This window comes from Paenibacillus sp. UNC451MF, assembly GCF_000686845.1.
Classification (GTDB): domain Bacteria; phylum Bacillota; class Bacilli; order Paenibacillales; family NBRC-103111; genus Paenibacillus_S.
On record NZ_KK366024.1, the window covers coordinates 174,374 to 186,864 of the forward strand.

A 12,491-nucleotide genomic window follows, 5' to 3' on the forward strand; every position below is an offset into this window, starting at 1 on the left:
CCAAAGCATAGCTGCACCAAGGGCCCATATTTGCATACTATGTGAAGAATAATATACTCCGTGGGCCGGCGTGGAATGGAATACGGTGAAGGCCTTAATGATGTGGGAGGAATAGCATGATTTACCCTCTTATCGACAGCATGCTGTTATACGCTCGGTTGGCATGGGACCAACCTGATTACGAATCTCTGCAAGATCTGGATCGTGCGGCAGTTGATGCCTATATTTATGCCTTTCCGCTTGTTCTCATGGATATTACAAGAAGAACAGGAGCTGTGAGCATAACCCAAAAAAATCGTTTCTATAACCAAAAGGCACTGTCTACTCCTAAATTTACACAGGTCGTCAGACCTAATGTAGATACGCTCTATTCTTCCGCATGGCTGGATCTATCCGCTGGTCCGCTGCTTCTTCATGTTCCGGATACGAACCAGCGTTACTACGTTCTGCCTATGCTGGATGCATGGTCCAATGTGTTTACTTCGATTGGAGCGCGAACGACCGGAACCGGGGAGCAAATCTTTGTCATAGTAGGACCAGGCTGGCAGGGAGCGCTCCCATCTAATATTCCAGTCGTCCGCGCTCCTACTAATACTGTATGGATCACAGGACGAACTCAAACTAACGGTCCAGAGGATTATCCGGCCGTTCATGCGATTCAGCGTGAATATAATCTCTCCAGACTTAAGCCATTAACATCACCAGAATTGTTTCATGATCATATCATTATTAGCCAGCATTCCCCAAGGGAGCTGGTTGCGTCGATGGATGCACCTGCATTTTTTAATTTAATGATGTCGTTAATGTATAAGAATCCACCTTACGCTGCTATTCAAAGCCCTGAAATGTCAATGAAGCTTCAAGCATTGGGATTAATCCCAAGCAGCAGCTTCCAATTCAGCGATCTGAATGCCCCGGCACAACAGGCGTTAACCAAAGCGTTAACGACAGCTCCCCAAACCATAGAAGCGGCCGGTAAAAAAATATTTGCCGCTAACGAAACGAATGGATGGACTATGCTGCTCCGCGATATCGGCAATTATGGAACGAACTATATGCAAAGAGCAGTTGTAGCCAACACGTTATTCGGGGCAAACCTACCTCAGGATGCCGTTTATGCATATAACTTTACCGATAGTAAGGCAAATCCGTTGGATGGGCACAACAATTACATTATCCGCTTTCTCCCGGGTCAGATTCCTCCTGCCCAAGCATTTTGGTCCATAACGCTGTATAATAGCGATGGATTTCTAGTTAAAAACTCCATCAATCGGTATGCCGTTAGCCCGCATTTAGGTAAACTTCAGTACAATCGGGACGGCTCTCTTGATATTTATGTTCAGCACACATCCCCAGGGAAGGAAATTGAGTCTAATTGGCTTCCTGCGCCTGAAGGTCCATTTAATCTGATGCTGAGAATTTATTGGCCTCAATCTAGTGTGCTGCATGGGCAGTGGCATCCTCCTGTAGTTTCAAGAAGCTTCTGAGTGAATATCCCGACTATCGAGCAGATAGTTCGGGATTTCGCTGTATCAAGGGCATATCTGGCTTTTCCCTGCATACTATTAGGCATGAAAAAATGTGTGGGAGCAAGCAGAGGGGAGGCATGAAATGAACGACAATGAAAAGCAGGGAATGGACGTGAGGGCTTTTTTGCCGCCTGGAGCCGAATTGGTTACTGTTGCTCATTCCAATGGAGCTGCAGCTATTGCAGCAGCAGATCTGGATGGGGATAAGGTACAAGAAATAGCCGCGGTCTATCGTTTGGGAGACGAGCAGCATTTGTTGATTTTAAAATACTTAGATAATGGTTGGGGAACAGCCGATGTGGGAAGAGTTCCGGCGCTTCCGGTAGGAGTGATGATGGCAGTACCTGTGATCGATAATAGCCGAAATAGCTTAATTATCGGTTGGCGGGATGAGGAGGCGGCTTCTTATCGGCTGTCTGTTTATGATTGGACCCACAATGGGTTACGGGATGTGGTGCAGGGAGTCATCCATTTTTCTTACATCGAGGCTGCAGATATACCGGGGCGCTCGGGCTGGGACGGCACAACGGAAATTGCTTTATGGATACACGATGCAGCGGAGGCATTTCGTGTAGATATTTTAAAATGGGATGATGGAGCTTTTGTTACAGTCATCGATGAGCACCCTTTGTATTATCAGAAGATGGTCCGTTACTACGAGGGGCTGACCCAACAGCGGCCAGATGTTCAGCTTTACTGGTATTACTTGGCGGATGCTCAAGTTAAAGCTGATATGCCCGATAAGGCAATTCATACCCTGAGGTATTTGAATCGTCCCGATATACCCTATCCATTAGAGCAGAAGGTACGGACACTGCTGCAAGAAATTGAGCTAAGACAGGATCCGATAAGGCACTTTTTGCGGCGGATCAAGTTATTTCCTGCATCTATTAAAACGACGAATGGAACTAGATGGGGCTATATCGACAATAAAGGCAATATGAAGCTACAACCTCAGTATGATTATGCGTATGATTTTCAGAGTAATGGTTTGGCGCGAGTACAAGCGCGTGGACGTAATGGTGTCATCAATACATCAGGAAACTATGTCGTGAAGCCAATCTATGACTCCATCGGCGAGTTTAACGAAGGCAGAGCTGCTGTGATCGACAGCCAAGGCTTCAAGCTGATGGATGAATCGGGTCGTATCGTAACGAAACGAGCCTATTCTTATATTGCTTCGTTAAGCAACGGCAGAGCGATGTTTACGAACACGACATCCTCGGGCAGCAGTCAATACGGATATTTAGATAAGAACGGGAATGAAGTGATTCCGGCACAATACGAATCTGCCGGAGATTTCAGCAATAATAAAGCTGTAGTTCAAATTAAAGAAAATGAATACGCACTTATAGGGCTGAACGGTGAAATTCTTGCAAAATATCCATATGCATTTGTCGGAGCGCTTGGAGATGGTCTGCTGCCATTTCAGCAAGTTCAGAACGGCAAGTACGGCTACATAGACGAAAGAGGCACAGTTGTAATTGAGCCTACCTATACGGGAGCGCAGCCTTTTGAGGAAGGTAGAGCTGTTGTTAACGCAGGAGAAAACTATACGTCGCAGTATGGTCTTATAGACAAGCAAGGAAGCATTATCGTCAAGCCGGAGTACAATCAGATTCAGCAGCTTGGCGAACAGCGGGTTGCGCTGGGCAGAGCTATTGACGCAAGTCAGCCTTTTATCGGCTCTGTCTATGCTATTGCGGATTTGAACGGTAACATAAGGACAGACTTCCGTTATTATGAAGTGGGTAACTTCCACAAAGGATTGGCTTCCGTAAATGACCGCAAGCAGACTTTCTTCATCGACCGAAGCGGGAATGCGGCAGCGGGATATCCGCGTGTAAATGGCAGTGGGATGCTTAAGCTGGAAGACTCAATAATTCAAGCGAATGTAGATCGCCGACTTTCCTATTTGGACCGTTCTGGAAGAGTGATATGGCATCAGAATACGACGATTCCGTTAAGATTGACGTACAAGGTAAAAGAAGAGAAATACAAGCCGAACAAAGACTATTTGGTCTATTATCCTCAGCTAGAAGGGATGCGGGATAGGGCAAGCCAACAGCGTGTGAATGAAAGATTAAAGGTGCTCTCTCAAGTCAAGCCGATTCCCAGTGAAGAGCAGCTGAGCTACAGCTATGATGGTGATTTTGATATAACTTTTTTCAAAAAAGATCTGCTTGTCATTGAGATCAATGGATACAATTATCCTTTCGGGGCAGCTCACGGTATGCCCTCTAGAGTATATGCTCATTTAAATGTAACGGACGGTCAATTTTATGAGTTGAAGGATCTGTTTAAACCGGGCAGCCCTTATGTTAAGGTCCTTAGCGACATTGTTGCCAGACAGATCAAGGAAGATCCACAATATTCCTATGTATTCCCTGATACTTACAAGGGAATCAAGCCGGACCAACCGTTTTTTGTAACGGAGCATGCGCTTCATCTTTACTTTGAACCTTACGAGATAGCTCCTTATGCAGCCGGTTTTCCGACCTTCACCATTCCTTTTGCTCAAATCATGAATTTGATAGATGTTAATGGAAGCTTTTGGAATTCATTTCATCCTTGATTCGAGAAAAATTCAGCCTTGAAGCAGCGCAGATGATGTTGATCTGCGTTGTTTTTGTCTTGAGTAATGCATATATACCTGTAACTGGAATTCGATTAAAATAAAGGAAAAAAAGAAATGGGAATCGAAGTTAAAACTAGTTAACGACTCAAGCTTCATCGAAAGAAGGTGAACCTATTGCACTTTGAGGTAACTACGGCTGTTATTCAAGTGATTACGGCATTAATGATAATTCTTTTTATTGTTCTTCTCGTCAAGCTGTTCCGCAAATTAAAATGAATAATAGATTATGCTAAGTCAAAGGAGAGGTGAACATGCTCTACGATTGTGCCATCATTGGGGGAGGACCGGCTGGCTTGAATGCAGCTCTAGTGCTTGGAAGGGCGAGAAGAAATGTCATCGTCTACGATAGCAATAAACCGCGGAACGCTGTTACTCATGAGTCGCATGGGTTTCTGACTAGAGATGGGGTGAAGCCAGCTGAGTTTCGTCGCATCGCTCAATCGGAAATCGTGCGCTATCCATCCGTACATATGCAACAGGCTGAGGTAAATGTGATCAATAGAACCTATACAGGATTTGAGGTTATCACAGCTCAGGGAGAACGGGTCGAAGCCCGCAAAATAATCCTGGCGACAGGTTTAAAAGAGGTTTTCCCTGAGATCAGAGGCCTGAGTCACTTTTACGGTAAAAGCTTGTTCAATTGTCCTTATTGTGATGGTTGGGAGCTCCGGGATAAGCCATTGATTATAGTAGCGGAAGGGCCACATTTGTTCCACGGCAGCAAACTTATCAGCAATTGGAGTCGTGATCTGATCATATGCACGAACGGGCATCGCAGCTTGACGCCAGAGCAGATAGGACTCCTTGAGCATAAAGGTATGAGGGTGATGCAGCAGCCGATTACTTCCTTTGAAGGCAAGGACGGTCAATTGGAACATGTAGTCTTTGCAGACGGCACGCGAGTACGAAGAGAGGGCGGTTTTGTAACGCCCAAGTGGGTTCATGCAGCTCCCTTTGGAGAAAGGTTAGGCTGCTTCACGAATGATATGGGCGGCATTGTAACAGACGGCTTCGGCCGGACGAATGTTAAGGATGTATATGCTGCCGGGGATGCTTCTGTTGTCGCTCCATCACAGCTAATTATTGCAGCGGCAGAAGGCAGTCGGGCCGCCATCGGCTTGAATGGGGATTTGACAGAAGAGATGTTCATGCAATGGTAAAAAAACAATTCATGCAGGAAGGGCCTTTCTCATTGCGAGGAGGGTCTTTTTCCTATGGGCTAGAAACGTCCTGACCTGAAGATTGAAAAGAGCAGGAATACGAACATCAGAGTGGCGACACAGAAACCAATCTCAATTACAGGAAAATCCCACAGCAGTGTCGATTCCCGGCCCAGGGAAGAGCCAATAATTAGACCAACCATAATAATGCTAAACGAGAGCAGAACGATGCTGAAGGATAGCCGATTGCTGATCTGATCCATTTTTTTCATCAGTGAATCGAGCTCGGAGATGGATATATCCAAGTGCAGTTTGCCTTTCTTCATCATACCGAACAATTCGCGCAGCTTGGATGGCATTTCCATCAGCAGCTCGGAATATTCGCTGAATTGGTTCCAAGCATTTCCGGCAAGATTGCGGGGGCTTAAGCGTTCAGCGAAGAGCTTGCGGCCAAACGGCTCGGCCACGCTGACAATGCTAAATGAAGGGTCGAGTGAAGTCACTACCCCCTCAAGCGTTAAAAGGGTTTTGCCCAACAACGTTAAGTCTGAGGGGATACGAATACGATGCTCGTAGGCGACGCCAAGCAAATCTGCAACAGTTTCTCCCAGACGAAGGCTGCTAAGAGGAACATCGTAATATTTCTCCCGCAGTTCATCGACATCGTATCGTAGAGACTCCATATCGATGTCGTCCGGCAAGATCCCAATGCCTTTAATGGCTTTGATAACTCCTTCTGTACTATTGCGTCGCAGTGCGATAACAAGAGATCCAAAATGATATTTGAGCATTGGCGTCAGGCGACCGACCATTCCAAAATCGATAAGACCAATGACAGTGCCAGGTAAAACAATAATATTCCCGGGATGCGGGTCTGCATGGAACAATCCCTCGACGAAAATTTGGTGGAATACCAAACGTGCAATACGCTCAGCGATCAGTCGGCGGTCATGACCAAGCTCTTCCAGCCGATCGGTATCTGTTGTTTTTACCCCCTCGAGATAATCCATCGTAAGCACATTTTCGCTAGTGTAATTCCAATAAATCACAGGAAACCGAACATTAGGGTCGCGTAGAAATGGCTTCGCCATCCGCTCTGCGTTTCTTCCTTCGTTCGTATAATCAAGCTCAGCACGGAGTGACTGCGCTAATTCATAAACCATATCACTCACTTGATATTTAGCAGCCCAGGAAAGGCGATGCTCAGCAAGTCTAGCTAGGTTCTCCAGAATCTCCAAATCCGTTTCTATCACTTTACGAATATAGGGGCGTTGTATTTTAATTGCAACTTGTTCACCGCTATGCAGACGGGCGAGATGAACTTGTCCGATAGACGCGGCAGCCATGGGTGCTTCTTGGAACCGAGCAAAAAGTTTATCGAACGGCTCGCCCAGCTCATTTTCGATCACTTGAAGGACTTGTTCCATAGGGATAGGAGGGACTTGGTCCTGCATTTTGATAAGCTCATTGATGATGTCGGCCGGTAACAGGTCCGGTCTGGTACTGGCGATTTGTCCTATTTTGACAAAAGTAGGTCCCAGCTCCTCGAGGAAACGTCGAATTCGTTCACCGATTGTTCGCGAACGAGCTTCCTGGCGTTCCTTCCGACTGATGTGAGTACCGGTAAGCAGATCGGGCAATCCCAATTCTTTGATGAGAAATCCGAAGCCGTTACGGGTAAAGGCTTTGGCAATGTCTCGGTAGCGCTGTAAATGTCTGATCTTTCTTCCAAAGCTCATGGATTCGATGGAGGAAGGGGCTGGGATGTTCCAGCCGCTTGAGCTTCGAGCTCTGTCACCCGTCGTTCAAGCTCGCCGATACGCTGTGTAAGTCGGACGTAATCGTCTTTGGTTGTTAATTTCATCTCATGCAGCATTTGGTGCAAGCTGCCACGCATTTTTTCTTCAAGTGTGCTTTGTGTTTCCTGTCCTTTACGGACCAGCTCGTCCACATACTGTTGGGACTCCGCTTTCGTCACTTCTCCTTTTTTGACCATTTCATCTACGAATTTCTCTGCTTGCTCTTTGCTGGCTGCAGCAAATCCAAGACCTAACGATACCGCTTTCTCAAAAACCTCTCTCACAATGATTTCCCTCCTGAACGGTAATATGAACACAAAGTTTTGATTCTCTATAGTTTGCTTTACGTAGTGGTCCATTATGTAAAAATCAGAAAAAGGGTTGAGAGGGATAACGAATGATTCGTGTAGAAAAACAAACGTTTAATGTTTATGTTTGCTTAAAACTAAACAATATGGTTTGTAATTTAAAAAAACAGTTGAAAATAATCAAACTTAAACATATAATGTCTATGGATATCCAAACGAAATAAAATAATGTTTAGTTAACTGAAAGCGTGAGGAAGGGTGTTTTTCTATTGTTAAACAATCGATATGTTAGAACGATCATATTATCCAGAGTGTTTTTGCAATTAGGCATCTGGATACGGAATTTCGCGATATTGTTGTATGTAACGGATATGACAAACAACGATCCGTTGTATGTTTCACTTATTTCTGTAGCGGAGTTTGCACCCATATTTATTTTTGCAGTAATCGGAGGGACGTTCGCGGATCGTTGGCAGCCCAAGCGAACGATGATTGCCTGTGATCTGCTGTCTGCGGTTTCCATTTTAGCTGTGCTGCTGGTTCTGATTTACGGATCATGGCACGCACTATTTTTTGCGACGCTGGTTTCCGCGATCTTGTCGCAATTCTCACAACCATCAGCGATGAAGCTGTTTAAGCAGCATGTCCCAGCAGAGCAACTTCAAGGTGTTATGGCTATGTTTCAGTCGTTGATGGCCGTTTTTATGGTGATTGGTCCGATCATTGGCACATTCGTTTATCAGCGGTACGGTATTGAGGTCTCTATCTCTGTTATGGGGGTTATGTTTCTTGGATCTGCACTTATTCTAATGCTGCTTCCTCGTGATCCCGCTAAATCTGAAAAGTCAGAGACTGCGAGCTTTATTGAGGACATGAAGGACGGTCTTCGCTATGTAGGGGGAAATCGGGTATTGAGAACGCTTGGAACGACTTTTACAGTTATGGGTCTTGCGAGCGGAATGATTCAACCGTTAACGCTGTTCATAACGATAGAAAATCTGGGTCAGGATAAAACATTTCTGCAGTGGCTGCTGATGGCGAACGGGGCGGCTATGCTTGTAGGCGGAGGTATGGTTATGGGGTTATCGAAAAAGCTGAAGCCTCACGCTATACTTGTAACGGGTTTACTGATTAGTTCAATTGGAACCATCGGAATCGGCCTCTCAACGAATACGGTATTGACGGTAATTATTCAGGTATTGACCGGCTTCTTCTATCCGGCCATCCATATCGGAATCAATACCATGATATTAAAAAATTCGGAAGAGGGATATGTTGGGAGAGTAGGGGGAGTACTTATGCCATTGTTTATGGGAATGATGGTTGTCGGGATGTCATTCTCAGGACTTTTGAAGGATGCGCTTTCCTTATTAACAGTATTTATTGCATCAGGTATTCTGTTTCTTGTCGGAGCGAGCTTATTAATCCCGCTGTTCAGTCGTTCGACTTCCGAAAGTAAAGAAAAAGCAGAGTTAGGATAAGCAGCAAGCTAATAATCGGGGGCAGAAAAGCTTTATACAAATGAAAATAGCGAATAACAATATACCATTTGGCTCCCAAACCGTTGCCTGTCATAATAAATACTGATGTCCAGAGCAGAGCGCCAGTATAGGAAAACAAGGCGAACTTTTTATAGCTCATATGGGAAAGTCCTGCTGCGATAGCAATAAAGTGTCTGACACCAGGTATAAAATAGCCTACGATGAGCAAAATGCTTCCATATTTCACAAACATTTTTCTTGTTTTTTCAATATGATCAATATTGATGCGCAGCTTCATCGCAAATCGCTTAATCACGGGGTAACCTAACTTGGAGCCAATGATATAACTAATTGAAATCCCGGTTATCGAGCCGGATAAAGCACTAAGGATAGCCCATGAAAGCTTCATCGTTCCTTGTGCTACGTTATAGCCAACATAGGTTAATAGTAATTCATCAGGAATGGGTAACCCAATGACGCCAAAAGCTAGTGCTAGAAAGATTCCAACGTAACCGAAGCGTGAAAGAAACAAAGTAAGATGTCCGTGCATAGAGCCCTCCTATAGAAGCAATAAGATATAGATCGAAGTACTCTATAGCTATGCGCTCTAATGAATTCATTTATACAAGGAACATCTGTTGACCACGGGTTAATATGAGGTTGGGGCGGCTTGGGGCCGCCTCCTTTTTTTATAAGAACAAGTATAAAAGGATAATGATGACTAATGCGGTTGCAGATAATAAGGATAGCCATAAGAGAAAAAGCCTGAAGTAACGGTCTGAATCCTTTTCTGTACCACGCTTTTGGGTGTCGGAAACCATTTTAACTAATCTCCCGTACTGCTCGTTCTGTAAACTACTAAGATCGTGCTTCTTTGAACTGCGCTTTTGTCAGGTTTGCTCTTAATCATCGTTCCGTAGCTAATGCTGACGAACTGTTCTTCTTTGAGGGTTGAGAGAAACTCATTTGCTTTTCTTTCAGCGTAGCTGCTGTCCGAATCAATAAATTCTTTAACTTGAATCATCGCTTATCACCCTTTATCATCGTTATTATGCAGCAGAGGCGATTTATACATTTAATGTAAAAAACCTCTGGAAGCAGCAAGGCATTCCGCTCTCTTATCAAGAGGGAATGCCTTATTAGACGAAGATACCATACTTGGAATCTTGAGTCAAACATGAAAAAAGTACCAGAAAATAGAATTGGACGAATCATTGGGAAGATTGATGAAATGGCTTACATTTTTTCTTTTTAAAGTTTGGCTTGAGGATATAAGGTTGCTATATTAGATTTAGTTACGAAATAGAATGGATTTGGGATGAGCATGTGGTTACAATATTAAATAAATGAGATATTTGGTATCTTAAAATAAGAGCCATAAATAAAAAATATCAGCTATGGGGTGGCTTAAGTGAGATCAGAAGATCAAATCAAACGCATGGTTATTCAATTAGAACAAATGGTACAGAGGCTGGATCCAGAAAAGAACCTTGAAGAGCTGAATGAGATACGTGCCAAAATTGATATATTAGAATGGGTTCTTGATGCACCGGTAGGTAAGTATCACGCTTAAGATCAATGTAAAGGGGGTCCACATTAATGACGCAATGCCCTAATTGCAAAAGAAACACTGAGCTTCAAAAGCAAAAATGCTCATATTGCGGCGAGACTCTTAAGTATACAGTTGCTCAGAAATTTGATATTTTAGCTGAGTCGGTCGAGTCTGCTCTTCGGTTAGAATTGGAAAGAAGAAGGAAAAGCAAAGGCATTAACTAAATGGAAATGATGAGTCTGAAGATTTAAGAGTATATAGTGGGAGTGAAATGAATGCAAATCGATCGTTTGGATCATTTGGTGCTAACGGTTCGAAGTATCGATGCAGCATGTGATTTCTATCAACAGGTTATGGGGATGGAGGTCGTCACCTTCGGAAGCGGTAGGAAGGCACTGCAATTCGGACGTCAAAAAATAAATCTGCATCAGCAGGGACTGGAATTTGAGCCTAAAGCTTCATATCCAGTGCCGGGGTCTGCTGATTTGTGCTTTATTACGGGGATGTCGCTCAACGAAGTGATTCTGCATCTTGATCACTGTAACGTACCTATAGAGGAAGGCCCAGTAAGACGTACTGGGGCTATAGGAGCAATAGAGTCCGTCTATTTTCGCGATCCTGACGGCAACTTAATAGAGGTATCGTCTTATTTAGAATAGTCCAATTACATACGTCAAATGGACGGCGAAGAATGGCAGACAAAATTTACTTATTTGACAAACAAGTGAAGCAGGAAAGTTTAAAGCTCTTGACATGCAAGGGCTTTTTTTTATTTCAGATTTATTTACGCCGATCAAGGGAAACATTGTATTGTGAATGTAGATCTGTTATCATATTTATTACTGTTATAAAAACTATTACAGTTATAAGTATGATGAAATTTCAGGAGGCTCACATGATGAATCCAAACTATAAACCATTATTACAGTCTTATTCATTCCGCAGTGGGGTGCATCTGAGCAACCGTATTGTGATGGCTCCAATGACGAACTGGTCCTCTAAACCTGACGGTTCAGTTTCGGACGAAGAGGTCCAATACTATGGGCGCCGCTCCGGCCAAGTAGGCTTGGTTGTCACGGCATGTGCCTATGTAACACCGAACGGCAAAGGATTCCATGGTGAATTCGGCGCGGATCGTGATGAAATGATTCCGAGCTTGCAAAGACTGGCTGCAGCAATAAAGGCAAAAGGCTCTAAGGCTGTTCTGCAAATCTTTCATGGCGGACGCGAATGTCCTCCTGAATTAGTGCCGGGAGGAGAAGTCGTAAGCGCAGGGAGCGTTCCAAGTCCTAATAATCCTTCCTTAACGCCGCGCGCATTGTCCAATGAAGAGATTACTTCCATTATCAAAGATTTTGGTGATGCCACAAGAAGAGCTATTGAAGCAGGCTACGATGGGGTTGAAATCCACGGAGCCAATGGCTACCTGATTCAGCAGTTCTTTTCTCCGCATTCCAACACTCGAGACGATCAGTGGGGAGGCAATCTGGTAAAACGTATGACGTTTCCCCTTGCTATTGTCGATGAAGTGAAACGAGTAGTAGCTGAGCATGCCAGAGATGCTTTCCTAATCGGTTACAGATTCTCACCGGAGGAAGCAGAGACGCCTGGGATTACTATGGCGGACACACTTGAGCTGGTAGAAGCTCTTTCAACAAAAGAGCTGGATTATATCCATGTTTCCTTAATGGATTTCTGGTCCAAACCAAGGACCGGAGATGAGCTTGATCGCCCTCGGATTGAATTGATCAAAGAGAAAGCAGCGGATAGGGTCCCGGTAATTGGGGTTGGAGCCATTCATAGTCCAGAGGAAGCTCTAAAAGCTTTTGAAACAGGTATTCCGCTAATTGCACTGGGAAGAGAGCTTATCATGGATCCGGATTGGGTGAAGAAAGTAGAAGAAGGGAATGAATCCGAAATAAATGTAACTGTTGAAAAGGATGCGCAGGAGCGTCTCATGATCCCTGATCCGTTGTGGAATGCTATTATAAATACTCCAGGATGGTTCCCTGTTGTTTAAAAGA

General features: G+C 44.3%; 11 protein-coding genes. 7 read left to right on the forward strand and 4 right to left on the reverse strand.

Annotated features, from left to right (window positions below; all coding sequences use genetic code 11):
* Positions 1–116: 116 nt before the first annotated feature.
* The 3 genes from BP97_RS0131770 (at position 117) to BP97_RS0131785 (ending at position 5,327) form a co-directional block, all read left to right on the forward strand.
* The gene (locus BP97_RS0131770; RefSeq protein WP_051621092.1) at positions 117–1,487 is read left to right on the forward strand and encodes a DUF1254 domain-containing protein; all 1,371 of its coding nucleotides are present in this window, start codon (positions 117–119) and stop codon (positions 1,485–1,487) included.
* A 124-nt stretch (positions 1,488–1,611) separates the two neighbouring features.
* Positions 1,612–4,104, forward strand: a complete 2,493-nt coding sequence (locus tag BP97_RS0131775) for a WG repeat-containing protein (protein WP_028552688.1) — start codon at positions 1,612–1,614, stop codon at positions 4,102–4,104.
* Positions 4,105–4,418: 314 nt separating this feature from the next.
* Positions 4,419–5,327 carry an NAD(P)/FAD-dependent oxidoreductase gene (locus BP97_RS0131785; protein ID WP_028552689.1) on the forward strand — a complete coding sequence of 303 codons (909 nt, stop codon included), beginning with the start codon at positions 4,419–4,421 and terminating at the stop codon, positions 5,325–5,327.
* A 59-nt stretch (positions 5,328–5,386) separates the two neighbouring features.
* Here BP97_RS0131785 and BP97_RS0131790 read toward each other — a convergent pair whose 3' ends face one another.
* Together BP97_RS0131790 and BP97_RS38185 are read right to left on the reverse strand one after the other, a co-directional pair.
* Positions 5,387–7,066, reverse strand: coding sequence for an ABC1 kinase family protein (locus BP97_RS0131790; protein WP_028552690.1), 1,680 nt, complete (start codon positions 7,064–7,066; stop codon positions 5,387–5,389).
* The gene (locus BP97_RS38185; RefSeq protein ID WP_064745761.1) at positions 7,063–7,410 is read right to left on the reverse strand and encodes a phasin family protein; all 348 of its coding nucleotides are present in this window, start codon (positions 7,408–7,410) and stop codon (positions 7,063–7,065) included. Before BP97_RS38185 ends, BP97_RS0131790 begins: the two co-directional genes overlap by 4 nt.
* Before the next feature lie 293 nt (positions 7,411–7,703).
* Between BP97_RS38185 and BP97_RS38190 the strand changes: the two genes are divergently transcribed.
* A complete protein-coding gene (locus tag BP97_RS38190) occupies positions 7,704–8,915 on the forward strand; it encodes an MFS transporter (RefSeq protein WP_036746910.1) in 1,212 nt (403 codons plus the stop codon).
* On the opposite strand, the gene BP97_RS0131810 is transcribed toward BP97_RS38190, so the two are convergent.
* Positions 8,869–9,465: a DedA family protein gene (locus BP97_RS0131810; RefSeq protein ID WP_028552692.1), complete on the reverse strand. Its 597-nt coding sequence runs from the start codon at positions 9,463–9,465 to the stop codon at positions 8,869–8,871. The genes BP97_RS38190 and BP97_RS0131810 overlap by 47 nt on opposite strands.
* Before the next feature lie 276 nt (positions 9,466–9,741).
* A complete protein-coding gene (locus BP97_RS0131815) occupies positions 9,742–9,939 on the reverse strand; it encodes a sporulation protein Cse60 (RefSeq protein ID WP_028552693.1) in 198 nt (65 codons plus the stop codon).
* 387 nt (positions 9,940–10,326) lie between these two features.
* Here BP97_RS0131815 and BP97_RS40480 point away from each other — a divergent pair, with 387 nt between their 5' ends.
* The 3 genes from BP97_RS40480 (at position 10,327) to BP97_RS0131835 (ending at position 12,487) form a co-directional block, all read left to right on the forward strand.
* Positions 10,327–10,488: a hypothetical protein gene (locus tag BP97_RS40480; RefSeq protein ID WP_156043456.1), complete on the forward strand. Its 162-nt coding sequence runs from the start codon at positions 10,327–10,329 to the stop codon at positions 10,486–10,488.
* 254 nt (positions 10,489–10,742) lie between these two features.
* The gene (locus BP97_RS0131830; RefSeq protein WP_028552694.1) at positions 10,743–11,126 is read left to right on the forward strand and encodes a VOC family protein; all 384 of its coding nucleotides are present in this window, start codon (positions 10,743–10,745) and stop codon (positions 11,124–11,126) included.
* A gap of 239 nt (positions 11,127–11,365) precedes the next feature.
* Positions 11,366–12,487, forward strand: a complete 1,122-nt coding sequence (locus BP97_RS0131835) for an NADH-dependent flavin oxidoreductase (protein ID WP_028552695.1) — start codon at positions 11,366–11,368, stop codon at positions 12,485–12,487.
* Positions 12,488–12,491 lie beyond the last annotated feature (4 nt).